Origin of the sequence: Sneathiella marina (genome assembly GCF_023746535.1) — a bacterium.
GTDB lineage: Bacteria > Pseudomonadota > Alphaproteobacteria > Sneathiellales > Sneathiellaceae > Sneathiella > Sneathiella marina.
In genome coordinates this window covers 3,433,623-3,459,997 of the sequence record NZ_CP098747.1, presented here as the reverse complement: position 1 = coordinate 3,459,997, position 26,375 = coordinate 3,433,623, and the positions used below count along the sequence as shown (strand labels likewise).

Here is a 26,375-nt window from a genome sequence, read left to right as displayed (position 1 = left end):
TAGCTATATATCAAAAAAAATGCTGCTTTGCACAATTTTTTGAAATTTACTTGGTAATCGAAGGTTATTAAAGGTCAGGATTCGGAATCTGCCGTTTCCTTCTCGAGGAATGCATCAGCCTTTTTGCGATGTTCATCGGTGATATGCCGACTGACGGTTGTCATTGCCGCAATCAGGACGCTGGCATCATCCGTAAAACCGAGACCGGCAATGAAATCGGGAATGACATCGGCCGGCATAATAAAATAGGCTAGGGCGCCAAACAGGATAGCTTTGACGAAGGCCGGGCTTTTCCCGTCAACTGCGCAATAGAAGCTTGCTGTGACATCATCGGCAAACGGAATTTTGCCCACATTACGGCGAAGTTTCTGACCAAACTCCCGCATAACAAGCAATTTGTCTTTTTGAAGCTTTTCCGCATCGAACGCGGATATATCATCGTCTGATGGTTTCGTCATTCCATGTATATGCCCCTCTGGCTTTCAGAATGCAAGAACCAGTGCCTTCACTTTTTCTGTCTGGCCGTGTAAGGAAGGCGGCAGAATTCTGGATTTAGATGAAAGAAATTGGAGAGAAAAATGGATATTTCAGAAAAAGCGGCGATTGTCACAGGCGGCGCATCCGGCCTTGGCCAGGCAACTGCGAGAATGCTGGCTAAAGCCGGGGCGAAAGTCGCTATATTTGATATGAATGCCGAGGCGGGACAAGCAATAGCAGAGGAAATCGGTGGTGTTGCCTGCGCTGTGAATGTATCGGATGATACCTCTGTGGAAGCCGCGTTTGAAATGGCTCGCAGCGCTCACGGTCCGGCGAGAATTCTGGTCAATTGCGCCGGCATCGGCCCGGCTGCCAAAACTGTTTCCAGCCGGGGAATGCATCCACTGGACAAATTTGAACAAGTTATCTCCGTCAATCTGGTTGGCAGTTTCAATTGTTTGCGCCGGGCTGCCGATGATATGGTAAAACTGGACCCAATGGACAGCGGCGAGCGAGGGGTTTGCATCAATACGGCGTCAGTGGCGGCTTATGATGGCCAAATCGGACAAGCTGCCTATGCTGCCTCAAAAGGCGGTATCGTCGGCATGACCTTACCCATTGCACGGGATCTGGCCTCTGTCGGCGTGCGCGTCATGACCATTGCACCGGGATTGTTTGAAACACCGTTGCTAAAAAGCCTGCCTGACGACGTGCAGTCGGCCCTGGGTGCCAGTGTTCCGTTCCCAAGCCGTTTGGGCTTTCCCGATGAATATGCGTCCCTGGCACAGCAAATTGTCGAAAACCAGATGCTGAACGGCGAAGTCATCCGTCTTGACGGTGCCATTCGAATGGCCCCGAAATAAAGGTTACACGGCGGCGTCCATAAATTTTGCCAGTTTGAAATCCTTGTCACTCACGCCGTCTACATCGTGGGTGGCGAGGGTGACCTGGACCTTGTTATAGACGTTGAACCATTCCGGATGGTGATCCATTTTCTCAGCTTTCAGGGCGACGCGGGTCATAAAGGCGAACGCCCGGTTAAAGTCTTTGAAGCGAAATTCCTTCGAGATGGCGTCACGCCCGACAACCAGCTGCCACCCCTCAACCACCTGCAAGCCGTCTTGAATTTCCTTGAGCGTTAGTTTGGAGGTCATTTGTCAAGTCTCCTCAGCTGTATTTGAAAGGGTGTCATCGACGACCGCTTTCCAGTATAAGCGCACTGTTAGAGACTATGTCGTTGTTGCACCAAGTTGTCCAGCAATCAGGTGCGTGGAATGTGATCATGAATGGCGCAGGAAAAAGCAAGTAGAAGCATGACAAAAATTAACGAAGCAAGCCGCCAATGGTGGCACGAGGAAACCGAGGGCATCGCCTTTACCCACGCGCTCGACATGACGCTGTTGCATTCCGAGCAAAGTCCGTTTCAGAAAATTGAGATTTATGAGCATGAAATATTCGGCCGGATACTAACCCTGGATGACCTGGTTCAGGCCTCCCATGCGGATGAGTTTATGTATCATGAGATGGCGGTTCATGTGCCCTTGCTGGGGCGCCGCCGTGAAAATGCGGAAGTCCTCATCGTCGGTGGCGGCGACGGGGGTATTCTGCGGGAGGTTCTGGTTCATGACTTCGTCACCCGAGTTGTCATGGTGGAAATTGATGAACGGGTTGTTGAGGTGTCGAAGGAATATTTGGCCATCAACGGGGACTACCGGGATCCTCGGGTCGAGTTGATTATTGGCGATGCTGCAGAATATATGCGTGAAGCTCGTCGGAAGAATGATCAGTTTGATGTGATCATCCTTGATCTGAGCGAGCCCGTCGGCCCTTCAGCCAGTGTGTTTACCCGTGAATTCTGCGAAAATTTTTCCGCTTGTATCAAGGCGGACGGAGTTGTCCTGGACAGCGATAGCATTTTTGTCGGCAAAGAGAGGGCTTACTTCCTGCAGGAATTATGTGGTGACAAGGATCAAAATCTTGTTTCTATCATGCAATCGGATAAACTTTTGCCTCACGCGGCCGCTTATCGGTCCATCGTCCAGCTTTATCCCGCAGCGGAATTCGGATTTTTCTTGTATAGTCACGATGGATATGATTATTCGCAGCCGATAAAATCGCACACAGGCCGTCATTATAATGCAGGTTTGCACAAGGCGTCCTTTGCTTTGCCGACCTGGTGGAAGACAAATCTGGGATTTTAAGGCAATCGGATGAAAACACCCGAACTCAAATGTGACTTCGTCGGCGGCGCCGTTGGTCATCGGCGTCGATTTGGTGGCGGCAAGCAACAGGATTTGCCAAAGGCACTTGGGTTTCGGGGTCGCACCGTCCCGGTCATTGTTGATGCAACAGCGGGTCTCGGCCGGGACGCCTTTCTTTTGGCGTCGTTAGGGGCCTCTGTCACAATGATCGAAAGATCGGCACAAGTTCATCAATTATTGTCGGACGGCATGCGGCGAGCCGCAGCCACAAATGGTGAACTGGCAGAAATTATCGGTCGAATGCATTTGATCCATGGAGATGCACGAAAGTTGCTTCCTGATCTCGCAGCGGAGACAATTCTGATCGATCCAATGCATCCGCCGCGATCCAAGTCCGCACTCGTGAAAAATGAAATGCGGCAGTTGAGGGACCTGGTTGGCCATGACCCAGATTGCGCCGAATTGCTGAGAATTGCTTTGGATACGGCTTCGAAGCGAGTGGTGTTGAAATGGCCGCGGCGCGGGGAACCGATTCCCGGTTTTCCAGCTCCATCGCATCAAATTGTCGGCAAATCGACACGCTATGACGTGTTTATGCGGTAGGTGCGCGTTTGATATGTTAAAATCAGCCTTATTTCGCAAACTAATGGACTGTTGAAGGGGGTTGAATATGGCGGACATCACGCTCCTGGACGGATCGATTGGACAAGAGATCGTAAACCGTTCGGAAGATCGGGCAACGCCTCTGTGGTCAACGGCAGTAATGATGGAAAATCCGGAAATTGTCGCCGATGTCCATCGAGATTACTTTAAGTCGGGCGCAACAATTGCCACCACCAATACCTATGCAGTTCATCGGGATCGGTTACGGCCGGAAAATTTGGAAGACCAGTTTGACCTGTTACTGGATAACGCCATGACCATGGCAGAGCAGGCAAGGCGGTCATACAGCTCTGCACGTATCGCATTGTCCTTGGGACCATTGGTGGCGTCTTATCGGCCAGAAACATGCCCGATACCGGAAATAGCGGAAAGTCTGTACCGGGAGATTATTTCGAAACTAGCGGATCGTGCGGATATTGTCGTGGCGGAAACCATGTCATCGTTGAGACAGGCCGAAGGTGCATTGCGTGCGATGCAGGGCTCCGAAAAACTGAATTGGGTGGCGATGACGGTCGATGATTTTGACGGAACGAAACTCAGGTCCGGCGAGCCCTTATCCCATATGCAATCGCTCGTCGATCTTTATCAGCCGGATGCCCTGTTGATCAATTGCTCCCGGCCAGAGGCTGTCTCTGCCGCGTTGGAGATACTCAATGAGTTCGGGAAGCCATTTGGGGCTTACGCCAACGGTTTTACAAAGATAACCAAGGAGTTTCTGGTCGATTCTGCAACCATTGAGGCTCTCCATGAACGGGATGATCTGGGTCCGGAAGCATATGGGGATTTTGCCATGGGATGGGTCGCCCAGGGCGCGACGATAATTGGTGGCTGCTGTGAAATCGGCCCCGATCATATTTCCGAAATTGCCCGTCGTTTGAAAGAAGGCGGGCATTCAATCCGTTAGAACTCCAACTTTATGAGCCTAAGCTTGTTTGTGCCGATACTGCTGCATCGACAGGATCGAGATCGAAAATTACCTCTTCATTGTAAATGGCGCCTGAAGAGGCGAGATGGCTCGAAAACAAAGAAAAACTATTCACAGCTACCGGTTTCGTTTTGAACAAAGCATGATCAGTCAGATAGTTCCTGACCTTCTCGTAGGGTGATTTATGGACTCTGGCCAGGGTGATATGTGGTCGAAAACGTCTGTCCTCAATTTTGATACCGATGGATTCGATAGCTGTGACGATTTTCTGATGTAATAAAGTCAGTGTTTCCAGGTTACGGACACCCGCCCAAAGGATACGCGGGCGCTTATTACTGCCGAATACGCCCGCATCCTCAATATCCAGATGAAATGCTGGATGGGCCAATTTCCCTAGCGCAGAAGATATGTCCAGCATATCCGGCGGCTGAACGTCGCCGATAAATGCCAACGTGATGTGAAAGTTCTCAGCGGCGATCCAGCGTGCATCCGGAATGCCGCCGCGTAACGTGGCAATAATGTCTTTCACTTCTTGCGGTAAGGCTATTGCAACGAAAAGGCGCATTGCTCATATCCTTTACGGGCAGGGAAAAGGGTGCATCATATGTATCTTATCAATTTCCGCGATAATGTCATCTGAGAGTTCCAGATTGATGCTTTCAATATTTTCCTTCAGTTGGTCGAGTGTTGTTGCACCGATAATGGAAGACGTAACAAATTGCCGACTGTTGACGAAGGAAAGGGCCATTTGGATAGGGTTGAGGTTATTTTCCTGAGCCAGGGCAAAATATTTACCGGCCATTTTGTCAGCCAGATCGGTCGTGTAGCGTTTGAACCGGTCATAAACCGTATGCCGGGCCCCTGCCGGTTTGGCTCCGTTCAGGTATTTTCCGGACAATACGCCCATGGCGCTTGGGGAATAGGCTAGCAAGCCGCAATGCTCGCGAATGGAAACCTCGGCGGAACCAACCTCATAAGTCCGGTTTAACAGACTATACGGATTTTGTACTGCTGCCATTCGGGGCAGGTTATGTTGTTCGGCCAGATGCAGATAATGCATGATGCCCCAGGCGCTTTCATTGGAGATGCCGATCTGCCGGATTTTACCTGATTTGACGATGTCGCCCAGCGCCGTCAGGGTTTCCAGCAGCGGCGTGTCGTCTTCTTCTTCCACATGTTCATAGCCCAGCTTGCCAAAATAGTTGGTGGAGCGTTCCGGCCAATGCAGCTGATACAAGTCGATATAATCCGTTTGCAGATTCTTCAGGCTTTTGTTGACCCCCTCCTCAAGATGACGCGCCTTCAGCTTTGCCGGCTCGCCGCGAAAATACAGACTATCTGTCGGCCCGACAGCTTTTGTCGCAATGATCATCTCGTCCCTGGCCTTTCGTGATGTAAGCCAGTTTCCGATATGTATCTCTGACAGTCCTTGCGTCTCTTCGCGGGGGGGAATGGGATACAGCTCGGCTGTGTCAAGGAAATTGACGCCCATATCCCTGGCCAAATCCATTTGCGCATGGGCATCGGCTTCGCTGTTCTGTTCTCCCCATGTCATAGTACCCAGACAAATGACGCTGACATCCAGGTCCGAGCGACCCAGTTTTCTATATTTCATGATACTTCCTATGTTTTGGATTTGGGGCTACGGACAAGCGGGGCCTGACTCTAGTTTTCGATGAAGCGCTGCACATACGGCAGCATGTTGTTGACGATGATTTTAACGCCATCTGCGTTGGGATGTATATAATCACTTTGGTTAAGGGCGGGGTCAGCAGCCACATCTTGCAGAAAGAACGGATAGAAGTCGGCTTCGTATTTTTTTGCAAGTTCGGGAAAGATCTTGTCGAACTCTGTCGTATAGTTGGCGCCCATATTCGGTGGGGCCTTCATTCCCGTCAGCAGGACTGGAATGTTTTTCTTTTGCAGGACAATTAGTATTTTTTCCAAGTTTTCCCGGGTAACATTCGGTTGGATGCCGCGCAAAGCATCATTGGCGCCCAGTTCCAGGATAACGAAATCCGCATCATTCCCAAGTGCCCAGTCCAGCCGCTGCAATCCGCCAGTCGTGGTATCACCGGAAACACCGGCATTGTCGACAACCACATCAAAGCCCTTGGCCCGCAGCGCCGCTTCAAGCTGGGTCGGGAAATCCTCACCTTGTGGCAATCCATATCCGGCGGTCAAACTGTCGCCAATGGCAACAATTCTGACCGATTTTTCGGCATAAGCATCACAGATACCGTAAAAAATCACTATAAAAACGGCAAATATGTTGATTATTGATAGCTGACCGCCATATGCCAAAGTCAGAACACGTCTATTTTGCATTGGAATACTATTGCCTCAAGAACCTATCATCTCGTTAAAAGACATTCATCTCACACTTAAGTCAGATGCCGGCCCTGTCAATATCTTACGTGGTATAGATTTGACTGTACAGCCGGGGGAGACCGTGGGCATTGTAGGTCCATCGGGGTCTGGCAAGTCGACTTTGATGTCGATTATGGCGGGCCTGGAAGTGCCCACATCCGGATCCGTGCTGATGGCGGGTGAGGCCATCGAAAAACTTGATGAGGACGCATTAGCACGATTTCGCCGGGAGAATATCGGTATTGTCTTCCAGTCCTTCCATCTTATTCCTACCATGACTGCCCTTGAAAACATCGCTATTCCACTTGAATTAGCCGGCCGGACCGATGCCTTTGAAATGGCGGCGGAAAAACTTGCAGCGGTGGGACTGGCAGATCGGTCAAGCCATTATCCGTCTCAGCTTTCCGGCGGGGAACAGCAACGGGTGGCTCTGGCGCGGGCGGTTTGTACCAATCCGAAAATTCTGCTGGCAGACGAGCCCACGGGAAATCTGGATGGTAAAACCGGACATATCATTGTTGATTTGATGTTTGAGCTGCATGCGCAACAAGAGGCGACACTCATTCTGATTACCCATGATGACCAACTGGCGCGCCGCTGCGATCATCTGGTGCGGCTTGAAGACGGCCGGATTGCCTCCATTGAAACCACGCTGCAGCAGGTGGCCGCCGGTGAATAGTCGGAAAAACCCTGAAACTTTCGCTCTTGCTATAAGATTTGCCACACGGGAAATGCGCGGTGGTCTGAAGGGCTTTCGCATTTTTCTGGCCTGTCTGGTACTGGGGGTTGCGGCCATTGCAGGTGTTGGTACCTTGTCTTCATCGATTACGGAAGGCCTGAAAGCCAATGGCCGGGTTATCTTGGGGGGTGACATTGATGTCCGCCTGATCCAGCGACGGGCGACGGCTGATGAATATGAATGGTTGAGCGCCCGAGGCGCCATCGCCGAGATTGAAACCACACGTGCCATGGTTCGGGTGGCCGGTGAGGACAAAGCGACTTTGTCTGAAGTAAAGGCGATTGATGAAAGCTACCCGCTATTCGGGGCGCTCACATTGTCTGCGCAAACGCAAAATGAGACTGTAGAAAAACTATTGTCTCAACAAGGCGGGTTATTCGGAGCGATTGTGGAGCAGGGATTGATCGATCGACTGTCACTGCAGCTTGGCAGCCAGATCCTGATCGGCGAGTTGACAATGGAAGTGCGCGGTATCATCCAATCGGAACCGGACAAGGCGTCGCAGGGGATGGCGCTGGGGCCCAGAACCATAATTTCCGGGGATGCATTGATCCAGACGGAGCTGATTCAGCCCGGCAGCCTGATACGTTATCACTATCGCCTTGATTTGAACGACGATGTTACAGTTGCCGATTTCCGAGAAGCTGCGGCCTTTGATCAACCCGATGCGGGATGGCGTATCCAGGATGCCTCCAACGGCGCTCCGGGGATCAAGCGGTTCGTAGACCGGGTCGCCTTGTTCCTGACGCTGGTTGGATTAACAGCCTTGATTGTCGGTGGCGTCGGTGTTGGCAACGCTGTACGTACATATCTGGATGGAAAAATTTCTACCATCGCCACCTTGAAATGCCTGGGTGCCAGCAGTTCCTTTATCTTCCGAATTCATTATCTGCAAGTGCTGTTTCTGGCATTTGTCGGATCTTTTATCGGCCTTGTTCTGGGTATTGGCGGCGCCATGGTCGCCTCGGGATTTCTCGCCCGCGCCTTACCGGTACCGCCGGAAATCACCATGCAGGCCGGCCCTTTATTGCTGGCGGTGGCCTATGGTCTGCTGACAGCAACTCTGTTCGCAATCTGGCCGCTGGCCCGCGCCCGTGAAACACCTGCTGCCTCCCTGTTCAGGGACGTGGTGTCCCGTCATCGCTGGCCACGCGCGCGCTATATCATTGCCGTTATCGTGGCTTTTGGCCTCATGGTTTCCCTGGCGATTTTCACCAGTCAGGAACGGTATTTCGCCATTGGGTTCGTGGTAGCCGCTTCCTGTATTTTTGGCGTTTTGATTTTTGTCGGACATGCGGTTCAATTTATTGCGCGCAAACTCCCGCGGTCACGGATACCCACCTTGCGTCTGGCCGTTGCCAATTTATACAGGCCCGGTGCAGCAACGACCAGTGTCGTTCTGTCCATGGGGCTCGGCCTGACATTATTTGTAACCGTGGCCTTGATCGAGGGGAATCTGACCCGGCAAGTCCAGGAACAGCTGCCGGAAAAGGCGCCGGCTTTTTTCTTTATTGATATCCAGTCAGATCAATTGGGCGACTTTGTTGCCACAGCAGAAGCGGTTTCCGGTGTCACTGAGGTCAATCACGTCCCGAATATGCGCGGCCGCATTGTCAGCGTGAAAGGTATTCCGGCAGATCAATTGACAGTCGCACCAGAGGCAAAATGGGCGCTTCGTGGGGACCGTGGCCTAACGTATGCGGCTAATCCACCACCAGGTGCGACGGTCGTTGAGGGCAGCTGGTGGCCCGAGGAATATCAGGGGCCGCCATTAATCAGCATTGGCAAGGAAGTTGGCAAGGGACTCGGCCTAGAGCTCGGGGATTCCCTGACGGTGAATGTAATGGGCCGGGAAATCGTCGCCAAAATCGCAAATTTCCGAGAGATTGACTGGACAACATTGGCCATCAATTTTGTTATTGTTTTTGACCAGAACGCACTGTCCGGTGCGCCACATGGACATCTGGCGACAGCACGGGCCGACACGGAATCGGAAGCGGCTCTATTTCGCAATATCACTAATAAATTTGCCAATATTTCCGTGATCCGCATGAAGGAAGCTCTGGAAACTGTCAGTCGCATTCTGGAGCAACTATCCTCTGCCGTATCAGCGACATCGTCGATTACGTTAGTTGCCGGGATGTTGGTATTGGCCGGGGCGTTCGCTGCCGGGCATCGCAAACGGGTGTATGACGCGGTGATCCTGAAAGTCCTTGGCGCCACGCGCAAAGATATCTTCAAAGCGTTTTTACTGGAATATGCGTTATTGGGGCTGGTCACGTCGGTCATTGCTGCTGCGGCGGGCTGGACAGCATCCTATCTGGTGATCACGCAATTGCTGGAGGCTAAATGGATAAACCTGCCATTCACGGTTCTGGTGACTATCATTATTAGCGTAGCAGTAACACTGGTTTTCGGATTATTGGGATCGTGGAATGCGCTCGGGGAGAAAGTAGCGCCGGTTCTCAGATCTGATTGAGAATCACCTGATCGCTCCGAAGAGCGATCAGGGAGCAGGAGGAAGTGGGAGGTTTCCTCGGGTTTAACTAGCTTTTGGTTGTCGCTTTTTCGTATTCATCAACGGATAATTCACCGCTGCCATCCACATCTGCTGCGGCAAACTGGGACTGGCTGGTGTCTGGCATCACAACAGCCAGTTCTTCGAAGCTGATGGTGCCGTTTCCGTTGGCGTCTACTTCAGCGAAGGCAGGTGCAGCAGCCAGAGCAGGTGCAGCGGCGAAAGTTGTCAATGCGGCGGCTGTAATCAAAATCTTTTTCATCTTAGTTCTCCAAGTCTTTTAAAATAGGACGAAAGGGAACGGCAATAAGCCATTGTTCCGCCAAACGATCCAGCAGCAGATACCATTCCCGTTCTCCTTGCTGGTGTTCGAGAAACAATGTGATCGCGAATGATGGCTAGAAAAAGCCGCCAAATTGGCAGCTTAAAGGAATTATTGTGTCAATAAATACACTTTATTCGGGTGTAAATATGATAACCGGTTAGTTGGGGCACGGGGCCGGCAAAAATCAAGGCTTGATATTACATTCTTTCTGGATCTGAGCGATCTTCTCGTCCAGCTTTTTATTATAGTCGCCCGTTGCCATCTTTATACGCTTGCCTTCAGTTCCCGTAACAATACCTTCAATCAGGCTGATAGGGACGACAGCAAGAATGCCATTTGCCACTTGCTTGCCGGTATAGATCTTTTCACTTTGCAGTCCCCGGATATCTCCTTCCGCTGTTCCGCAATTAACGGGTTTTTTTATGTCGGCCTCTGCCTGTTTGTAGTCCGCCTTTTCTTTTTTGACAGCACTGCAGGCCGTCATCAATGCGGTCAGGGCGAGAAAGGCACCAAAAGTAGTCGTTTTCATTTTTAACCCTCGATTTATTTAATTGCGTTCCCAGATATTAGACAGAGCAGAGTATTTTTCGTCAAGCAATCGCTGTGGATAACGGGAAAAACAACGGATTTATGCCCTTTATGTAAATTCCTGCTAATCAGGTCATAGGAATTAACCTTCTCTTGACGTTGATTTTCCTTGAATTTTTATGGAAAAAATACAATATAACTAACTGAAATTAACTCCTTAGAGGAATTCTAAATGGCGACTGACTTTTCTAAGCTTAACACCGCAAGGGCGGGATCTGTCGATCAGGCCGTTCTTGATGAGGGCCTGCGCAGCTATATGCTCAAGGTCTATAACTATATGGCGTCGGGCTTGGCGTTAAGCGGTATTACAGCCGCCCTGACGGCAAGTACACCTGCGATTTATAACGCAGTTTTTGGCACACCTCTACAATGGGTTGTCATGTTGGCCCCCCTTGGTTTGTTATTTGCCATGAGCCGAACCAGTGCCAGCACGACGAAGATCCTGTACTGGGTCATGGTTGCCACATTCGGCGTTTCCATCAGTTATATCTTTCAGGTTTACACCGCTGAAAGTATTGTCAGGGTTTTCTTTATCACCTCCGCCACGTTTGGTAGCGCCAGCCTGTATGGCTATGTGACCAAGCGGGATCTAACCGGTTTCGGCAGCTTCCTGTTTATGGGACTGATCGGGATTGTTATTGCGATGGTGGTGAATATCTTCTTGCAATCAACCATGATGCATTTTGTCATCTCGGTTCTGGGTGTGCTGATCTTTACTGGATTGACAGCCTTCGATACGCAGCGGATTAAATCCCAGTATTATCAAGGCCATAGTCAGGAAGTCCTGGAAAAAGGCGCGGTAATGGGTGCCGTTTCCATGTACCTGAACTTCCTGAACCTGTTCATGATGTTGCTCAGCCTCCTCGGCAACCGCAACTAATACAGCTTCAATTCGATTGAAAAACCCGGCCTGGCGCCGGGTTTTTTGTTGTCTGACAGGCGTAGGCTGCTAAACTTGTTGGATAGCAAACAGCCCTCGTGATTTACAAGAAAGGGACAGCATTATGCGCATCCTCATCGCCATGATGAAACATGAAACCAATACCTTTTCGCCTATTGTCGCCGACTGGCAGCGGTTTCAAGACTGGAGTGCCTATCTGGGAGAAGACGCGTTAAAGGCTTATGAGGGTACGGGAATGCCGTTTGGCGCCTATGTGGAGTTGGCGCGTGCAGCGGGGGCAGAAATCATCACACCGGTCGCTGCGGAAGCCATGCCCTCCGGTCCGGTGACGGAGCACGCATTTAACATGATGGCGGATGCAATTCTGGAAGTGGTTCGCGATGGCGTTGATGCAGCCATGTTGGACCTTCATGGCGCTATGGTCGCCGAGCATACGGATGACGGGGAGGGGACACTGCTTGAGAAAATTCGGCAGATTGATCCGGACCTACCCATTGCGGTCACACTGGATTTGCATTGTAACCTGACAGACAAGATTATGGATAACTGCACGGCATTGATTGGCTATAAGACCTATCCGCATGTGGACATGTATGAGGTAGGTAAACAAATTGGTGAAGTTCTGCTCGATAGTATGGCGGGCAAAGTTACTCCGGTAATGTCCTGGGGGAATACCCAGCTCTTAAGCCAGACCCTGCGACAGGGAACGGACAACGAGCCTATGGCGACCCTGATCCGTATGTGCGAAGAGGCGGAACAGGAGCCAGGTGTGCTAGCGGCAACGGCTTTCGGTGGCTTTGCCCTGGCCGATATTCGTGATGCAGGGAATTCGGTGATTGTGGTGACTGATGGTGACAAGGCCAAGGCGGATGAGGTGCGGGATCGAATTCTGGCCAGGGCTTGGGACCTTCGCGAAGATTTCATCTATGAGCATACACCCCTGGAAGACCAGGTGGCCAAAGCCAAGGACATGACCGAAGGTCCGGTTCTCTTGCTCGATCACGCCGATAATTGTGGTTCCGGCGCTACGCAGGATGTAATGACGGTGATTGAAGAGGTTCTCCGGCAGGGGCTGGAAGATGTTGCAGTCGGCGCTGTCTGGGACCCTGCCGCCGTACAGGAAATGCAAAAAGCCGGCGTTGGATCGACCATAACCCTGAAGCTCGGCGGGAAAACCGATATGCCGCAAATCGGTGAAGTTGGCGAACCGCTGACCCTGACCGGAACCGTGAAAACCCTGACCAATGGAGAATGGATTGTTCGGGGCCCCATGTATACCGGAGTGAAAGTCTTTATGGGGCCGACGGCGGTGCTGGAGACGGAGAATATGGAAATCGTTATCGTATCCAATCATCATGAACCGTGGGATACCGGGGTCTTTACATCTGTAGGGATCCAGCCCGAGTATAAACGCTATCTGATCCTGAAAAGCCGTATCCATTATCGCGCCGGCTTTGCTCCGATCGGAAAGGCGACACTAACGCTGGATGGTAAAGGGGTGACCACATCTGATAACAATCTGCTCCGCTATGAAAAAGTTAGACGTCCTATTTATCCCTTGGATCTGATAAACGAGGCTTGAACCATGCTGAACGATGCGTACGGAAATCCAGTTACAACAAATTCTGCTGACACCATCAAGGTCATCGATGCCTTTGTTGATAGCTATATCGGATTCGGGACCGATTTTTCGGGTATCTTCGGGGCGGCGGACCGGGATCCGGACTGCGCCATTGCGGCGGCTTATGCGACCTTGTTAGGACTATTTGTGGAGACACCGGCACGGGTTGAACTGTCGACGAAATATGCCAATCAGGCAAAAGCGGCACTGGGGAACGCCACAGAGCGGGAGCGGATTTTTACTGCCGCCGTGCTCTGTTTGCGGGAACTTGATGTTGCCGGTGCGCTGGCCCATTTCAGAACACTGGCCAGCGATCATCCCGGTGACTTATTCGCGATCAAACTCGGTCAGAATACATATTTCAATCTCGGGGACGATGACGGGCTGCTCTGGTTGATCAATCAGGTGTTTGACCGTCACAAAGACTGTGCCTACGCTTATGGCATGCGCGCCTTCGGCCATGAACAGAAAAGTAATTTCGGTCAGGCCGAAGCGGATGGTCGCCTGGCCACGGAGATGAAACGCAAGGAACCCTGGGCCCATCATGCTGTTGCCCACGTCCTGCTGACCCAGGGCCGCCACGATGAAGGTATAAAATGGATGGATGATCTGTCCAATGAATGGGACGACCGCAACAGCTTTATGTTTACACATAATTGGTGGCATCAGGCGCTGTTTTTCCTGGAGCAGGAAGATTTCCAAACACCGCTCAAGCTTTATGATGAGAAAATATGGGGTGTGGATAAAACCTATAGCTTGGATCAGGTGAACGCGATATCGCTGTTATGGCGTTTGGAACAGCTCGGTGTCGATGTGGGGGATAGATGGACAGATCTATCGTCTTTCGTTGCCGCCAGAACTTTAATTAATGATCAGCCGTTCTTTGATATGCATTATGTCTACGCTTTGGCACGTGGTGGACATGCAGATGCGCTGGAGGCTTTGATGGCGGGTGCTGAGAAATTGGGCCGCGACGCGCCGGGCCTGACCCGCGCCGTCTGGTCGGATGTTGCCGTCCCGTCCATGCGCGGCTATATTTCACTGGCGCAGGGTGATCACAAGGGCGCAGTTCGGCAAATGGCTGCTGCGCAGCCACGGCTGCAAGAAATTGGCGGCAGCCATGCGCAGCGGGATATGTTTCAACTGGCATGGGTGACCAGCCTTGTGGAAGCGGGTAAATTCGATCGCGCCTTGCCGATCCTCGAAGCCCGCCTTGCCTTTCGACAAGGTGTTGCCATGGATACGCATTTGTTGGAGAATGCCCGCGCTCGAGCGACTTAATTGCGCAAGGAGGAGAGGCCATGAAGGATAATACAGCCACAGAAAACCAGACAAGACGGGTTTTTGCCTTGCTGGATGAATATGGGTCCAGTCACCAGAACCCTGCCAATAAACTGATTCACTGGTTTGCTGTTCCCGCCATTTTCTGGACCATCGTTGCGTTGCTATGGGAAATCCCGACGCCTTCGGCTTTCGCTGATTTTCCCTATCTCAACTGGGCAACTATCGCTCTGGCAATTACCGTCGTTTATTACGCGATGCTGTCCTGGACTCTGGCGATTGGCATGGTGCTGTTCACCCTTGTCTGTTTTGGCTTGATTAATGCTTACGAAGCGGCGCCGGTTTTCGCCCTGCCGCTCTGGCAATTTGCCATTGCTGTTTTTGTTATAGCCTGGATATTCCAGTTCATCGGCCATAAAATAGAAGGCAAGAAACCTTCGTTCTTTAAGGATGTGCAATTTCTGATGATCGGCCCGGCCTGGCTGATGGGATTTGTCTACCGAAAACTCTCATTACCGATTTAGCGGCTTGGGGCAGCAATAATATCTGCCGCCCCGTGCGGTTAATTGCTAGCTTTTGACCAGCAGCTTATAATCGGGTGTTGTATTGAGCGGGCAGGAATATAGATATTCGCCTTCCTTTAGCTCAACCTCATAATCAAGGGTTTTGCCGGTATCCATGCCGCCGCCGGAAACACTGATCTTACTGACCTTATGCAGCGGATTGGCCCAGTTATAATCATGTTCACGCAACCAGAAACCTAGCGAATAGGGAACATTCTTGTTGGTAACCCTGAAGATATACTTGCCCGGTTTTAAAGTAAGGACTTCGGAGTCCATCACCCGCTTGTCGCCGCTCTCAGCGTTGATTTTCTCGCAGTCTGCCTGCTCCTTGGACATATACATATGATCGGTACCGTTTTCCGCCTCGACAAACTGGCAGGGTGTTTGTGTCAGGGTAATGATCGTGACGTCGTCTGCTGCAGACTGCGCCGAGCCTGAAAAACCAACGGCCAGTGTTAAGCCCGCCAATGCGGCGGTGGATGTCAGGGAAAGTAATTTCATCTTTTCGATCCGTTTTCGTCTGTTTAAAGAAAGGGCCTTAAGGACTATAATTTCAGCGTTGCCGGGTTTTTTGCAATTCACACTGTTTCACCGCTTCGTGAGGCGATGTTTGACGTTAGTCGATTGCCTTGAAACGCATGCGATCAAAAACCTTCAGAACTTGGTCCAATGTCTTGCCGCGTTTGAGGATCCGTCCGTTTTGCGCCAACACCGAAAAGGCACCCTGTTTTGCTGCCAGCCGGGGCTCTTTATATATCCTATAGAGCGGGCGGTCTGTTGACCGGTGAAAAATGGCGAAAATACAGGTATTTTTATCCTGTCCGATGGCATAATCACGCCATTCCGATTTTGCGACCATTTGGCCGTAAACCTGTAAAATTTGACTGAGTTCAAGGCGATTAAAAAATACCGGCGCTGAATGTTGCCCCGATTGCGTCTGCTTCGCAGATCGGGTCAAATGGTGATCGTCGAAACTTACAACCTCACTCATTCTCACTCCATCTAGCCTCTGGAAGATTATTTTCGGCTAAGCTGACGATTTCGTCAAGTATTGTGACGAACCGTCTTGTATTTTATCGTATATTTATAAATAGAATATAGTCATCAATCTCGAACGATTTAAGAATGGGAGCCACGATATGGTAGAGAAAGTTTCTAAAAGTGATGCTGAGTGGAAAGCCCAATTGTCAAAAGAACAGTATCATGTCACGCGAAAAAAAGGTACGGAGCGCGCTTTTACGGGACCTTTGAATGAAAATAAGGCGGTGGGAACATACAAATGTGTTTGCTGTAACGAGCCTTTGTTTTCGTCAGAAACCAAATACGAATCAGGCACCGGCTGGCCGAGTTTCTACAAACCGCTGAACGAGGAAATGGTGGGCGAAATCGAGGACCGTAGCTTCTTTATGCGGCGTGTCGAGGTAATCTGTAATAAATGTGATGCCCATTTGGGGCATGTTTTCCCCGACGGGCCAGAACCGACCGGATTACGCTATTGTTTGAATTCCGCGTCACTGCAGTTTGAAGGCGATACGGAATAAGGTTTGCAGTGAGGAGTGTCGACTTAGGATCACGTTGAGTTTTCGCTAATCTCTGATGAGAAATGGCACGCGGCAATGTGATCAGTCCCAACGGCGGCAAGCGGTGGCTTGCTGCGTCGGCATATATCCTGAACCATGGGGCAGCGATCCTGAAAGGAACATCCCTGTCGTTGCTCCGTCTGGCCTGTGACATTTCCTCTTAATTTGATGCGAGTCCTTTTTTCAGGCGCTCCGGGTTGCGGTACAGCGTCGAGGAGAATGCGGGTATAGGGATGTGCCGGTGTGGCAAATAAATCTTCAGTGCGGCCTTTTTCGACAATTTCGCCCAGATACATGACAGCAACTTCGTCGCAAAGATATTCCACAACTGCAAGATCATGGCTGATAAACATATAGGTGACGCCAAAAGTATTCTGTAGATCTTTAAGCAAATTCAAAACCTGAGCCTGCACCGAAACATCAAGGGCGGAAACCGGCTCGTCAGCGACGATGAGTTCCGGGTGGGTAATAAGGGCGCGGGCGATCGCAATACGTTGTCGCTGTCCACCAGAAAACTCATGTGGATATTTTGTTGCGTCCGTTTTCTTCAAACCAACAGATTCTAGCACCTCGGTGATGCGTCTATCTCTTTCATCACTGGAAAGAGGGCCTAAAGCCGCGAGAGGTTCAGCGATAATCCGGCCGACATTGTGGTGAGGGTCGAGGGAGCCGTATGGATCCTGAAACACCATTTGAAAATGTTGGCGCAGTGGTCTTAGTTGATCAAAGCTCTTCCCGATGACTTCGGATCCCAGAATTTTAACGGAGCCCGCATCCGTCTCTTCAAGTGCCATAACATTTCGCGCCAACGTCGATTTTCCACATCCACTTTCGCCAACAATACCAAAGCTTTTGCCTTTTTGAATGGTAAAGCTGACACCATTGAGAGCGAAAACATGACCCGGTGGGGCAAACAGGCTTTCTCGCGGCAGTCGATAATGCCGAACCAGATCAGTAACTTCCAAGACCGGTTGTGGCGGAGATCTGTCGGTCATGTGTAAAGCTCCCCGGGTTTCATGGAGCGAGCTTTATCCAAATTGTGGCAAGCAACGCCGTGACTGTTACTAAGGCTATGTTGCGGTGGAACGGTTTCGCGGCATTGAGCCGTCGCCAACGGGCAGCGGTCAGTGAACGTACAGCCTGAAGGCAAATTGACTAAATCTGGCACGGTGCCGGGGATGGTCACCAAACGGGCATTACGGCCCATCCCAAGTTTGGGCATGGCTGCAAACAGGCCTTGCGTGTAAGGGTGGGAAAGTTCATTAAAAATCCGGTTTGTTTTACCGCTTTCGACAGCTGTCCCGCCATACATGACCATGACCGTTTCCGCGTTCTCGGATATGACGCCCAGATCATGGGAAATCAGAATAAGCGCCATTCCCTCTTCCTGCACCAATCCCTGGATAAGATCCAGTATCTGATCTTGAATGGTTACATCCAGCGCCGTCGTTGGTTCGTCGGCGATGAGGATATCAGGCGCACAAGAAAGCGCGACGGCAATCATGACGCGTTGGCGTTGTCCGCCGGAAAGCTGATGCGGATAATTGTGAAGCCGTTCCTTCGGATTGGGAATGCCAACACGATCCAGCAATGCGATTGTTTCACTAGCGGCGGCAGATTTCGATAAACCTTTATGTAGGCGAAGGGGTTCCATGATTTGCCGACCCACCGTATGTACGGGATTAAGCGATGTCATCGGTTCCTGAAAAATCATGGCCATATTGTTGCCGCGAATCTTGCATAGCTCAGATTCTGGTTTGGTGAGCAAATTTTGACCATTTAGAGCAATGGCGCCGTCTGTTTCGCTCCGTTCCGGAAGCAACCCCATAAGCGCCAGGGCTGTCATGGACTTTCCGCATCCGCTTTCGCCGACAATGCCCAGGGTTTCACCTTTTTCAAGGGAAAATGATAAATTACGCACGGCACGCGCCGGCCCATCGTTGGTTGCGAGTGTGACGCTGAGGTTATCGACGTTGAGCAAAGTCATATCAGCGTTTCCTTGACAGGCGCGGATCAAGAACATCCCGAAAGCCGTCTCCCAGCAAATTCAAGCCGAACACGGCGACGGCGATGGTCAATCCCGGGTAGATAGCTTGCATGGGGTCCAGGAACATCAAGGCTTGTGCTTCATTCAACATGCGCCCCCAGGATGGATGCGGTGGTTGTGTGCCAAGACCCAGATATGAAAGAGCGGCCTCTGCCAGGATAGCAATTGCAAACAGGATTGTGGCCTGGACGATGATAATGGACAGAATATTGGGCAGGATATGTTCGAACGTTATCCGCAGCTTTCCTTTTCCGGCCGCGCGGGCTGCCATCACGAACTCTCGCGCCCAGATGGCGTTTGCGGATCCGCGGGTCAATCGTGCGAAAACCGGAATGTTATACAAGCCGATGGCGAGGATGGAATTGACACCTCCTGGCCCCAATATGGCCGTCAGCATTATGGCTGATAGAATAGCCGGAAAAGCGAAGGAAAAATCACTGAGCCGCATGATGACTTCTTCTGTCCAGCCGCGCCGGGCAGAGGCAAGCAGGCCGAGATTGACGCCAATGGCCAGTCCGATGGAAACAGCGACGACCGCGACGACGATTGAATTCTGCGTTCCTGTCATCAGCATGGAAACGATGTCCCGGCCGAACTGATCCGTTCCTAACCAATGATCGGCGGACGGCGGCAGAAAGCGATTGCCGATTTCGATGTCATAGGCGGAACCTGGCGTCCAAACCAATGACACCAGTGCGCAAATCAACAAAAAACCGGTCATTATCCCGCCAACGACGAAACTTCGGCTTCGACGGCAGCGATTTAGAAATGAAGCTGAATTCGTTTCACTCATATATCATGGGCCTTTAGTCGCGGGTCAATGACGGCGTACAAGATGTCGACAACGAAATTAACGGTGATAACCATGGTTGCGAGCAAAAGGACAACATTTTCAACAACAATGGTATCGCGATTGTTGATTGCCTTCAGAACCAGCGAGCCAAGCCCTGGGATATGAAACACATTCTCAACGACAACGGTGCCGGTAAGCAAGGTAGCAAACTGAATGCCGCTAACTGTGAGGACCGGAATTAACGCGTTTCTCAGTACATGTCCCCATAAAGTCGCCCGCTGGCTGAGCCCCTTGGCCCGTGCCGTACGTACATAATCCTCGCGGAAAACTTCGAGGACCGAGGATCGGGTTATCCGTGCTAATATGGCGCCAACAACGGTCGCCAAAGCCAAGGCTGGCAGGAGTAAGGACTTCAAGCTTTTGAAAATCCCTTCATCCCATCCTGGAAAACCGCCAGCCGGAAACCAGTTAAGCTGGATTGAAAAGTATAGGATCAGCAAAATTGCCAGCCAGAAATTAGGCACAGAAATTCCCAATTGGCTGAAACCCATTAAGGTGACATCCTGTATTTTGTTATGGTTTGCCGCTGCATAGAGGCCAATAACAAGCGCAAGGATAATACTGAAAAACATAGCCAGTATGGCAAGTGGGATGGTGATCCAGAGTGAATATTCCACTAATTCCCAGACAGGGACCTTATAGGCGTAGCTATTGCCCATTTCCCCGCGAAATAAGCCGCTTACCCATTCCCAATATCTAACCGGGGCAGGGCGATCGAGCCCCAGTTCCCGGGTCAGAGCCGCAACCATTTCATCTGTTGCATCGATACCGAGGATCACGAGCGCGGGATCGCCAGGTAAAATTTCCATCACCAGGAAAATGACCATGGATGCGCTAATCAAAGTCGCGATGAAGGTCAGGAGGCGTTTCGCGAAAAAAATGCTCATATTTTGTTTATGCCGGCCAGGGAGAAAAATTGCTCAAGTCGGTTATTATTGTAATCAGCGTATCGTCAGATCAGAGGCTGGTCAATCCCAGATAAAGCCGGCATCACTGACCTGTGGTCAAGTGCCGCAGGGCGGCATTAACTCTTGAGATTAATGAGAGGCGCGACTAAACATAGGAGCACTTCCAATTAGAGGGTGTTTTCCGGCGCAAGGGCATTGTCCGATGCGACGATGTAAGGGTGGACTATGAATAAAATTTTAGCCTATTGTATTGCGTTTTTTGTCCTCGCCAGCGTGCTTGTCATCGGCCTTTGGTCGACTGGCATGCTTCAGGTTGGGCCAACAGCCCAGAAGGGGTCGTCGATAATTTCCGGTGTGCCGCAAATCGGCGGCAGTTTTGAGTTGATTAATCAAAAAGGTGAACCGGTCACAGACAAAGATTTCCAGGATAAACTGATGCTTGTTTTTTTTGGATATACATTTTGTCCGGATGTCTGCCCCACAGAAGCGCAAACCATTTCTGTCGCCATGGAAGAGTTGGGGGATGCGGCGGATGAAGTCGTCCCGGTCTTTGTTACCGTTGATCCGGCGCGTGACACAGTATTGGTAATGGATGAGTTCCTCTCCTCGTTTCATCCATCTATCGTTGGCCTAACGGGCAGCGAAACTCAAATCAAGGACGTTATGAAAAAGTATCGTGTCTATGGTCAGAAAGTAGAGGATGGAGATCCAGAATACTATCTGGTAGATCACACATCTTTCACTTATTTAATGGGCCGCGATGGCGCCCTAATAACCGTATTTTCCTATGGAACCACGCCAGAGGAAATGGTTGCAAAAATTAACGAGCAACTGTAATTCGCCAAGGAACTGACAATGAAATTTCTCAATTTTCTACCTATGCTTCTCGCCGCCTTCCTTCTGACGACAGGCATTGGAAATAACGCGTCAGAGGTTCTCGCCGCGGAGAAGCACAATATTATGGTCAAGGACGCCTGGTCACGGGCGCGGCCCGGCAGCGCAAAAGTCGGTGGGGCGTTCGTGATGATCAAGAATGAAGGAAGTAAAGCTGACCGACTGGTTAGCGTAAAATCTCCTGTCGCAAAGCGCGCGGAAATTCATGAGAGCTTCATGAAAGAAGGTGTGATGAGTATGGCACCTGTTGATGATGTCGTTATCGAGCCGGGTCAGAAAGTAATGCTAAAACCTGGCGGCCTTCACATCATGCTGATGGGATTGACGCAAAAGCTGAAAATGGGCGAGGAATTCCCCATGACCCTGGTCTTCGAACATGCAGGCGACATAAAGGTTATGGTGCATGTCAAAGAAGCTGGCGCTATGTCGGGTGCACATAAGCACTAAGGTTTTAATCATCTGAACACATGAAAGAGGCGGAGTATATCCGCCTCTTTTTTTATTAGAACTCAGCGGTTGCAGAAACAGCGAGAGCGCCATCGGGTCCGGCGACCCATACTGTACATTTATCCTCAGCTTCCGCTTTGCCCGATAAGGTGAAGGAAGCAATATCAAAAATTGGATTAAAATTCCGGAAGCTAAAAGATTTAAGAGGCCGCTGCATCTTTTCTTCCGCTAGTCGCATCAACAGCGTGCCGAGGAGAGGGCCATGTACGACGAGTCCAGGATAACCTTCTTCCGCAATACAATATTCGCGATCATAATGGATGCGATGGCTGTTGAAAGTTACAGCCGAATAGCGAAACAACAGAACTGGATCTGGATTGATGACAGTATCCCAATCACCATCCGTCGGTGCCAGTTGGGGCTGTTTTGTACCACCATCTTCTGTCGGAGCGTCCCGGAAAACGATGTCATGTTCTTCGACAATACATAACCCCTTTTCGTTCCTCACTTCATGTTCAACGGTGACAAAAACCAGTTTTCCCGTGCGGCCTTCTTTCGGTGTAACACTTTTGACGGTTGAAACTTTTTCGGCCCTTTCGCCAACTTGCAACGGCGCATGAAAGATAAGCCTGCTGCCCGCCCACATACGTCTTGGCAGCTCGATAGGCGGTAGAAACCCGCCTTTTGTCGCATGCCCGTCCGGTCCCAGCGTGTTCTGTCCATCAGTCGGTAGAAAATACATCCAGTGGCCGCCTGGTTTCACAATACCCGGGGCGGGAACCTTTTCATTCAGTAACGCGGCAACACCGTCCAATTGATGTTGATATATCGGTTCAGAATGTGTGATCTGATTGCCAACCCAGTCTTTTATGTTATTCATTATTTTTCTCTCGGTTGATTTCTTGGTGTCAGGAAGTCTAGCATAGGGGAACATCAAAAATTCGTAAATATTTGAAGTTTGTGACATGTCATGACAACAGGTAAGCCGGTAACCAAGCTGGTTGAAATCGATTTGAAAAACAATCCGGACCTTGAGTCTGCGGCGAAATTGATATTTCACGAATCTGCCCATCATTTGGAAGTAAATATCCTGAAATTTCGGGAAACCGGCGATCCTATGGCGTTGATGCAAATACGTATCGGGCTGCGTCGGATCCGGGTTGCCATGCGGGTTTTTAGACTCATTATTCCCACTGACGTCCGAGCCCATTTCAAGCGGGAATTCAGATATTTCGGAAATATGCTTGGGGAAGCACGAAACATGGATGTGTTTTTATATGGAATGCTCTCACCGAACATTCGAAAGAAAGGTTTGCGTGACGCCTATCTGGAATTACGAAAACAAGGTGAGCAAGTTTGGAAAGACGAATTAGATATCATCACAAAGGAATTATCCGGAAGCCATTTCGAGCGTTTGTTCTCTGAATTCCAACAATGGCTTAATAGCAATTGGTCCGACACGTTAGGGAAATCTGCTTGTAAGAAAATGGCGTCGCCTGTTGTACAATTCGCACTGGAGACCATCGAGGAAGGCAACATCGAATTATTGAATTTAGGGCCGGAAGAAGTATATCATTCCGTCGAAGATCTTCATGAACTCCGAAAATTTACAAAACGGTCCCGATATAACCTGAGATTTTTTTCTTCCTTGTTTAAGGAAGAAAAAGTAAAGGAAGGGTTTGATATTCTAGTAAAAATGCAGGATTGCCTCGGACATATCAATGATGTGAAGGAAGGTCTGCATATTATGGCAGATTTAAGTAGCCGATCCGGGGCTGATTATTTTTCGGACATTCTCTTACTGAATGCCCGAATTATAAAAACAGCGGGGAAAGAAGTGGATCGGTATCTGGATGAGTTTGAAGCCCTGTGGGCGCGATATCAGGACTTTTCTCTGAGTGCCAAAGATTTGCGGATCAACGATTAATTATTTTTTCAAAAATGGTAACAACAGCATCCAGAAAATGCTTTGTTTTCGTTTTTCCTGATATTCGTCCAATCCAATTGTCATTTTGTCATGCCCCTCGGACGGTGCAGCGGTATAGGTCCCAAACATGTAGTCCCACCAAGGCAGGTTAAATCCGAAATTGTGATTATGTTCCGCGCGGATAACCGAATGATGTACGCGATGCATGTCCGGCGTGACCATGAACAGCCGTATAATCTTGTCGATAGATGGCGGAAGGCCTGCATTGGCATGATTAAACATGGCAATTGAGCTCAGCAAAATTTCAAATATTATAACCGCAACCACTGGCGGCCCCAGTAGCAAGACGACGACCAATTTCAAGAGCATGGAAAGAATGATCTCGATCGGATGAAAGCGGGCACCGGTAGAAACGTCGTAATCCACATCGGCATGGTGCATCTTGTGAAGCCGCCACAAGATAGGAAAATGATGGAAAATAACATGCTGCCAATAGATGACAAAATCCTGCAAAATTACGGCAATTGTGATTGCTATTATTTCAGGCAGCTGAATTATGTTTAAAACTCCCCATCCTTTCTCCTTGGCAATAACCGCAACACCGACTGCAAGAATGGGAAATAAAACCCGGAGTAAAAAGGTATTAAAAAAAGTAATTCCGAAATTATTTGTCCATCGCCAGATTTTAGAAACAGAGGGCGGCCTTTTGGGCGCAATTATTTCCCATAGTCCCACGGCAACCAACGTTCCGATAAAGAAACTGAGTCGTATAACCGGTTCGTTATTGGCAATAATTTCAAACATGCTGTATTAAACTCATCCTCGAATGCATTGTCGGATATTATCTAATAAATAGAATAATTTGCGTGAATAATCATGAATTTTCTTGAAAATGGCGGAAATGTGAACGGCCAAAGGGTCCTTTTGAGCCACAGCGCTGGCGCGCCGATGGATAGCCCGTTCATGGATTTCTACGCGGATTACCTGGGAAATGGAGGCTTGCGGGTTTATCGGTTTGAATTTCCCTATATGCAAAGGCGACGCGAGGAAGGTGGGAGACGGCCACCAGATCGTCAACCTGTATTGTTGGAATGCTGGAAAACAGCTGTCACAGCCTTGGGGAATCCAGAAAACCTGATCATTGGCGGTAAATCCATGGGAGGACGTATGGCATCTATGGTCGCAGATGAGATCGGCGTTAAAGGGCTTGTTTGTCTTGGCTATCCTTTTTACGCGGCAAAGAAAGAAGATAAACCGAGGATCGAGCATCTTGTGGCTCTGAAAACACCAACGTTAATTCTGCAGGGTAGTCGCGATGCTATGGGAAATAAGGACGTTGTTTCCAAGTATAATTTGTCCTCAACCATTTCTATCCATTGGCTTGAAGATGGCGATCATGGTTTCAAGCCGCGGATCAGATCCGGCCGCACCGAGATGCAAAATTGGACCGAGGGCACGGACAAGATCCTCGATTTTACCCGGGCACTCAGCTGATGATAATTATGCCGTTGCGACGGCTTCCTGACCGGCGCCCAACTCACCTACATGGCGGATATCCTGACTAATGGCCTCCAGAAGGGGCATTGCTCTTGCAAAATCTTCAGCACGACCTCCCACTCGAATTGTCAGATTTCCCTCAAGGGCTTCCTGCTCCGTTCCCAGTGCAGGTGCATCCAGCCAATGAGCGCCTTTTTCTCCAACCTGAGCAGCGAGCATTCTTGTCGTATCAGCGGATGTTTGACCAAGATCTATAATCAAGGCGCCTGGCGTCAGATTGGCAAGCAATCCATCCTCTCCCGTCAGGAAAGCATCGATTAGTCTTTGTTGGGACAACATTAAAACAATTAATCCATTTTTGATCTTGCTGTTGATTTCACCCGGTGTGCCGCATAAGTCAATCGCATCGCGCGCCATTTTATAACGGAGCGCAGGTGATCTGCTTGTTGCGTGGATTGCTGCGCCTTGTTCTTTCAATCGCCGAAGAACCGGTCGCCCGACATCTCCCAAACCCAAGAATCCAACTGGGACATCCCGAATTTCCCCCATACTGCTCCCCTTACCCTTTTTGTTATAAAAAGAATATTATAGAAAGTCAGCCGTTTGGCAATTACTTGTTAGGGCGGCATATGCCCTTAAAGGCGTGTGAAGCGCACGGCTGCACCGCGTTCGATAGCGGCGGCGGTTAACCGGTCAACGTCAAGGCCATGTCTCAGCATTTCAAGCATACGAAGTTCTTCCTGGCTGAGTTGGCCATCACATACGGCAATATCACAAGCTAGGGCATACGCTGTATCATAAAGTTTTTTGGGCAGGACAGCCCGGATTTTTGCGACGATATCCTCAAGTGCCTGATCACCATTGAGCATTTCAACGCAAGATGTTGCATCGTCCGGTAGATGTTCTTCGTCATACTCAGAAAACATAGGCAGGGTGCGGACAATTTCACCGATTGTGAAAAGCTCGCGGTCCGTCATTTCCTGGTCTGATGCAGAAACGATAACCATGGTGGTAATCAGGGCGGTATGCAGGTTGAGTGTCGTCATGCGA

The 26,375-nt window shown here is 50.1% G+C and carries 32 protein-coding genes; 15 read left to right on the top strand and 17 right to left on the bottom strand.

Annotation, left to right across the window (positions count from 1 at the left end):
- Positions 1 to 74: 74 nt before the first annotated feature.
- Positions 75 to 458: a YkvA family protein gene (locus NBZ79_RS16735; RefSeq protein ID WP_251933687.1), complete on the bottom strand. Its 384-nt coding sequence runs from the start codon at positions 456 to 458 to the stop codon at positions 75 to 77.
- A 120-nt stretch (positions 459 to 578) separates the two neighbouring features.
- Here NBZ79_RS16735 and NBZ79_RS16730 point away from each other — a divergent pair, with 120 nt between their 5' ends.
- On the top strand, positions 579 to 1,340 hold the full coding sequence (locus NBZ79_RS16730; protein ID WP_251933686.1) for a 3-hydroxyacyl-CoA dehydrogenase: 762 nt from the start codon (positions 579 to 581) through the stop codon (positions 1,338 to 1,340).
- Between the two features lie 3 nt (positions 1,341 to 1,343).
- Here NBZ79_RS16730 and NBZ79_RS16725 read toward each other — a convergent pair whose 3' ends face one another.
- Positions 1,344 to 1,631 carry a 4a-hydroxytetrahydrobiopterin dehydratase gene (locus NBZ79_RS16725; protein ID WP_251933685.1) on the bottom strand — a complete coding sequence of 96 codons (288 nt, stop codon included), beginning with the start codon at positions 1,629 to 1,631 and terminating at the stop codon, positions 1,344 to 1,346.
- 159 nt (positions 1,632 to 1,790) lie between these two features.
- Between NBZ79_RS16725 and NBZ79_RS16720 the strand changes: the two genes are divergently transcribed.
- From NBZ79_RS16720 to NBZ79_RS16710, 3 genes are all read left to right on the top strand, one after another.
- On the top strand, positions 1,791 to 2,678 hold the full coding sequence (locus NBZ79_RS16720) for a spermine/spermidine synthase domain-containing protein (RefSeq protein ID WP_251933684.1): 888 nt from the start codon (positions 1,791 to 1,793) through the stop codon (positions 2,676 to 2,678).
- A gap of 9 nt (positions 2,679 to 2,687) precedes the next feature.
- Positions 2,688 to 3,281 carry a class I SAM-dependent methyltransferase gene (locus tag NBZ79_RS16715; RefSeq protein ID WP_251933683.1) on the top strand — a complete coding sequence of 198 codons (594 nt, stop codon included), beginning with the start codon at positions 2,688 to 2,690 and terminating at the stop codon, positions 3,279 to 3,281.
- Between the two features lie 67 nt (positions 3,282 to 3,348).
- Complete coding sequence (locus NBZ79_RS16710) at positions 3,349 to 4,245, top strand: homocysteine S-methyltransferase family protein (RefSeq protein WP_251933682.1); 897 nt, start codon at positions 3,349 to 3,351, stop codon at positions 4,243 to 4,245.
- Between the two features lie 10 nt (positions 4,246 to 4,255).
- Here NBZ79_RS16710 and thpR read toward each other — a convergent pair whose 3' ends face one another.
- The 3 genes from thpR to NBZ79_RS16695 are packed head-to-tail and all read right to left on the bottom strand — an operon-like array spanning position 4,256 to position 6,594.
- Positions 4,256 to 4,831 (bottom strand): RNA 2',3'-cyclic phosphodiesterase, encoded by a 576-nt coding sequence (thpR, locus tag NBZ79_RS16705; protein WP_251933681.1) that lies wholly within the window; start codon positions 4,829 to 4,831, stop codon positions 4,256 to 4,258.
- A 12-nt stretch (positions 4,832 to 4,843) separates the two neighbouring features.
- On the bottom strand, positions 4,844 to 5,881 hold the full coding sequence (locus NBZ79_RS16700) for an NADP(H)-dependent aldo-keto reductase (protein WP_251933680.1): 1,038 nt from the start codon (positions 5,879 to 5,881) through the stop codon (positions 4,844 to 4,846).
- A gap of 50 nt (positions 5,882 to 5,931) precedes the next feature.
- A complete protein-coding gene (locus tag NBZ79_RS16695; protein WP_251933679.1) occupies positions 5,932 to 6,594 on the bottom strand; it encodes an arylesterase in 663 nt (220 codons plus the stop codon).
- Between the two features lie 10 nt (positions 6,595 to 6,604).
- Here NBZ79_RS16695 and NBZ79_RS16690 point away from each other — a divergent pair, with 10 nt between their 5' ends.
- Together NBZ79_RS16690 and NBZ79_RS16685 are read left to right on the top strand one after the other, a co-directional pair.
- Positions 6,605 to 7,315, top strand: coding sequence for an ABC transporter ATP-binding protein (locus NBZ79_RS16690; protein WP_251933678.1), 711 nt, complete (start codon positions 6,605 to 6,607; stop codon positions 7,313 to 7,315).
- Positions 7,308 to 9,854 carry an ABC transporter permease gene (locus NBZ79_RS16685; protein WP_251933677.1) on the top strand — a complete coding sequence of 849 codons (2,547 nt, stop codon included), beginning with the start codon at positions 7,308 to 7,310 and terminating at the stop codon, positions 9,852 to 9,854. Before NBZ79_RS16690 ends, NBZ79_RS16685 begins: the two co-directional genes overlap by 8 nt.
- A 67-nt stretch (positions 9,855 to 9,921) precedes the next feature.
- Here the strand turns inward: NBZ79_RS16685 and NBZ79_RS16680 are convergent, their stop codons facing one another.
- Together NBZ79_RS16680 and NBZ79_RS16675 are read right to left on the bottom strand one after the other, a co-directional pair.
- Positions 9,922 to 10,155, bottom strand: a complete 234-nt coding sequence (locus NBZ79_RS16680) for an EF-hand domain-containing protein (protein WP_251933676.1) — start codon at positions 10,153 to 10,155, stop codon at positions 9,922 to 9,924.
- 247 nt (positions 10,156 to 10,402) lie between these two features.
- Positions 10,403 to 10,747, bottom strand: coding sequence for a hypothetical protein (locus tag NBZ79_RS16675; RefSeq protein ID WP_251933675.1), 345 nt, complete (start codon positions 10,745 to 10,747; stop codon positions 10,403 to 10,405).
- A gap of 231 nt (positions 10,748 to 10,978) precedes the next feature.
- Between NBZ79_RS16675 and NBZ79_RS16670 the strand changes: the two genes are divergently transcribed.
- The 4 genes from NBZ79_RS16670 to NBZ79_RS16655 all read left to right on the top strand — a co-directional run bounded on the left by NBZ79_RS16670 (position 10,979) and on the right by NBZ79_RS16655 (position 15,133).
- The gene (locus NBZ79_RS16670) at positions 10,979 to 11,686 is read left to right on the top strand and encodes a Bax inhibitor-1/YccA family protein (RefSeq protein ID WP_251933674.1); all 708 of its coding nucleotides are present in this window, start codon (positions 10,979 to 10,981) and stop codon (positions 11,684 to 11,686) included.
- A 124-nt stretch (positions 11,687 to 11,810) separates the two neighbouring features.
- Positions 11,811 to 13,289 (top strand): M81 family metallopeptidase, encoded by a 1,479-nt coding sequence (locus NBZ79_RS16665; RefSeq protein ID WP_251933673.1) that lies wholly within the window; start codon positions 11,811 to 11,813, stop codon positions 13,287 to 13,289.
- Between the two features lie 3 nt (positions 13,290 to 13,292).
- Positions 13,293 to 14,609 (top strand): tetratricopeptide repeat protein, encoded by a 1,317-nt coding sequence (locus NBZ79_RS16660; RefSeq protein ID WP_251933672.1) that lies wholly within the window; start codon positions 13,293 to 13,295, stop codon positions 14,607 to 14,609.
- A gap of 20 nt (positions 14,610 to 14,629) precedes the next feature.
- Entirely contained in the window at positions 14,630 to 15,133 is a 504-nt protein-coding gene (locus NBZ79_RS16655; protein ID WP_251933671.1) for an Mpo1 family 2-hydroxy fatty acid dioxygenase, read from the top strand.
- Positions 15,134 to 15,178: 45 nt separating this feature from the next.
- On the opposite strand, the gene NBZ79_RS16650 is transcribed toward NBZ79_RS16655, so the two are convergent.
- Both NBZ79_RS16650 and NBZ79_RS16645 read right to left on the bottom strand, forming a co-directional pair.
- Positions 15,179 to 15,673, bottom strand: coding sequence for a hypothetical protein (locus tag NBZ79_RS16650; RefSeq protein WP_251933670.1), 495 nt, complete (start codon positions 15,671 to 15,673; stop codon positions 15,179 to 15,181).
- Positions 15,674 to 15,788: 115 nt separating this feature from the next.
- The gene (locus NBZ79_RS16645; protein WP_251933669.1) at positions 15,789 to 16,163 is read right to left on the bottom strand and encodes a DUF2794 domain-containing protein; all 375 of its coding nucleotides are present in this window, start codon (positions 16,161 to 16,163) and stop codon (positions 15,789 to 15,791) included.
- A 148-nt stretch (positions 16,164 to 16,311) separates the two neighbouring features.
- Between NBZ79_RS16645 and msrB the strand changes: the two genes are divergently transcribed.
- Positions 16,312 to 16,713, top strand: coding sequence for a peptide-methionine (R)-S-oxide reductase MsrB (gene msrB, locus NBZ79_RS16640; protein WP_251933668.1), 402 nt, complete (start codon positions 16,312 to 16,314; stop codon positions 16,711 to 16,713).
- A 29-nt stretch (positions 16,714 to 16,742) separates the two neighbouring features.
- On the opposite strand, the gene NBZ79_RS16635 is transcribed toward msrB, so the two are convergent.
- Genes NBZ79_RS16635 through NBZ79_RS16620 form a run of 4 tightly spaced genes read right to left on the bottom strand, consistent with a single transcriptional unit; the run spans position 16,743 to position 20,539 of the window.
- Positions 16,743 to 17,747 carry an ABC transporter ATP-binding protein gene (locus NBZ79_RS16635; protein WP_251933667.1) on the bottom strand — a complete coding sequence of 335 codons (1,005 nt, stop codon included), beginning with the start codon at positions 17,745 to 17,747 and terminating at the stop codon, positions 16,743 to 16,745.
- The gene (locus NBZ79_RS16630) at positions 17,744 to 18,739 is read right to left on the bottom strand and encodes an ABC transporter ATP-binding protein (RefSeq protein ID WP_251933666.1); all 996 of its coding nucleotides are present in this window, start codon (positions 18,737 to 18,739) and stop codon (positions 17,744 to 17,746) included. The genes NBZ79_RS16635 and NBZ79_RS16630 overlap by 4 nt, the downstream gene beginning before the upstream one ends.
- A gap of 1 nt (position 18,740) precedes the next feature.
- Complete coding sequence (locus NBZ79_RS16625; protein ID WP_251933665.1) at positions 18,741 to 19,592, bottom strand: ABC transporter permease; 852 nt, start codon at positions 19,590 to 19,592, stop codon at positions 18,741 to 18,743.
- A complete protein-coding gene (locus NBZ79_RS16620) occupies positions 19,589 to 20,539 on the bottom strand; it encodes an ABC transporter permease (protein ID WP_251933664.1) in 951 nt (316 codons plus the stop codon). The genes NBZ79_RS16625 and NBZ79_RS16620 overlap by 4 nt, the downstream gene beginning before the upstream one ends.
- A 246-nt stretch (positions 20,540 to 20,785) precedes the next feature.
- Between NBZ79_RS16620 and NBZ79_RS16615 the strand changes: the two genes are divergently transcribed.
- The gene (locus tag NBZ79_RS16615) at positions 20,786 to 21,397 is read left to right on the top strand and encodes an SCO family protein (protein WP_251933663.1); all 612 of its coding nucleotides are present in this window, start codon (positions 20,786 to 20,788) and stop codon (positions 21,395 to 21,397) included.
- An 18-nt stretch (positions 21,398 to 21,415) separates the two neighbouring features.
- Positions 21,416 to 21,901 (top strand): copper chaperone PCu(A)C, encoded by a 486-nt coding sequence (locus NBZ79_RS16610; RefSeq protein ID WP_251933662.1) that lies wholly within the window; start codon positions 21,416 to 21,418, stop codon positions 21,899 to 21,901.
- A gap of 55 nt (positions 21,902 to 21,956) precedes the next feature.
- On the opposite strand, the gene NBZ79_RS16605 is transcribed toward NBZ79_RS16610, so the two are convergent.
- On the bottom strand, positions 21,957 to 22,781 hold the full coding sequence (locus NBZ79_RS16605; RefSeq protein WP_251933661.1) for an HTD2 family dehydratase: 825 nt from the start codon (positions 22,779 to 22,781) through the stop codon (positions 21,957 to 21,959).
- A gap of 90 nt (positions 22,782 to 22,871) precedes the next feature.
- Between NBZ79_RS16605 and NBZ79_RS16600 the strand changes: the two genes are divergently transcribed.
- Positions 22,872 to 23,828, top strand: a complete 957-nt coding sequence (locus NBZ79_RS16600; protein ID WP_251933660.1) for a CHAD domain-containing protein — start codon at positions 22,872 to 22,874, stop codon at positions 23,826 to 23,828.
- On the opposite strand, the gene NBZ79_RS16595 is transcribed toward NBZ79_RS16600, so the two are convergent.
- Positions 23,829 to 24,632: a sterol desaturase family protein gene (locus NBZ79_RS16595; RefSeq protein ID WP_251933659.1), complete on the bottom strand. Its 804-nt coding sequence runs from the start codon at positions 24,630 to 24,632 to the stop codon at positions 23,829 to 23,831.
- Positions 24,633 to 24,704: 72 nt separating this feature from the next.
- On the opposite strand from NBZ79_RS16595, the gene NBZ79_RS16590 reads away from it, so the two are divergent.
- Positions 24,705 to 25,322, top strand: a complete 618-nt coding sequence (locus NBZ79_RS16590) for an alpha/beta family hydrolase (protein ID WP_251933658.1) — start codon at positions 24,705 to 24,707, stop codon at positions 25,320 to 25,322.
- 6 nt (positions 25,323 to 25,328) lie between these two features.
- Here NBZ79_RS16590 and NBZ79_RS16585 read toward each other — a convergent pair whose 3' ends face one another.
- Both NBZ79_RS16585 and NBZ79_RS16580 read right to left on the bottom strand, forming a co-directional pair.
- A complete protein-coding gene (locus NBZ79_RS16585) occupies positions 25,329 to 25,874 on the bottom strand; it encodes an NAD(P)-dependent oxidoreductase (RefSeq protein ID WP_251933657.1) in 546 nt (181 codons plus the stop codon).
- A gap of 86 nt (positions 25,875 to 25,960) precedes the next feature.
- Positions 25,961 to 26,371 carry a tellurite resistance TerB family protein gene (locus NBZ79_RS16580; protein ID WP_251933656.1) on the bottom strand — a complete coding sequence of 137 codons (411 nt, stop codon included), beginning with the start codon at positions 26,369 to 26,371 and terminating at the stop codon, positions 25,961 to 25,963.
- Positions 26,372 to 26,375: the final 4 nt, after the last annotated feature.